Origin of the sequence: Mycobacterium sp. UM_Kg27, assembly GCF_000972905.1 — a bacterium.
Classification (GTDB): domain Bacteria; phylum Actinomycetota; class Actinomycetes; order Mycobacteriales; family Mycobacteriaceae; genus Mycobacterium.
The window spans coordinates 1-836 of the sequence record NZ_JRMM01000295.1 but is presented as its reverse complement, the minus strand read 5'-3'; the positions used below and the strand labels follow the sequence as shown (position 1 = coordinate 836).

Genomic DNA, 836 nt, shown 5'->3' with positions numbered 1-836 from the left:
GTGGCCTTGAGGTCGGTGGCGGGCGCGCCGCGGATGGCACGGCCGGTGTCGGCGGTAATGGTGGCGACGGTAAGGACGGCGCCGCGGGTAACGCGGGCACCGCACCGAACATCGACGGCACGGCTGGCGGCGCCGGTGGCGCCGGTGGTAACGGCGGCCAGGGCGGTCTGAACACCGACGGCAGTCGTGCCGTCGACGGTGACGGTGGCGACGGTGGTGCCGGCGGTCAGGGTGGCGCCGGCTACACCGGTCTTGCCGGTGCCAACTCCGGTGCGGACGGTCAAAGCGGCAGCAATGGTGGCGCCGGCGGCGATGGTGGTGCCGGCGGAACCGGCTTTGTCGGTGGTACCGGTGGCAACGCCGGCGACGGCGGCAGCGGCGGTAACGGCGGTCGGGGTGCCGACGGCGGTACCGGCGACGGTGGTGACGGTGGCAACGGCGGCCGGGGCGGCGCCGGCGGTAACGGTGGTTCCGGTGGTGCTCGTACCGACGCGGCCGGTGTCGACGGTGACGGCGGTGACGGCGGCAACGGCGGCACCAACGGCAACGCCGGTGACGGCGGTGACGGCGGCGTCGACGCCAACGGCCAGGGCCATGACGGCGGTAACGGCGGCAATGGGGCGTTCGACTCCGGCGCCGCGGGTCAAGGCGGTGCCGCCGGCGGTAGCACCGGCACAGTCGGCAATGACGGCGCACTTGGCGTGGGCGGCGGTAACGGCGGTAACGGCGGTAACGGCGGTCACTCCACGGGTGCCGGTCTAGCCGGCGGCAACGGCGGCAACGGCGGCAACATGGGCGACACCGGGGTGCTCGGCGTCCCGGGCGGCATCGCCGGT

1 pseudogene is annotated in these 836 nt (G+C 74.6%); it reads left to right on the top strand.

From position 1 onward, the window contains the following. Positions 1-836: pseudogene (locus LI94_RS24125) on the top strand (hypothetical protein); the annotation flags it as partial.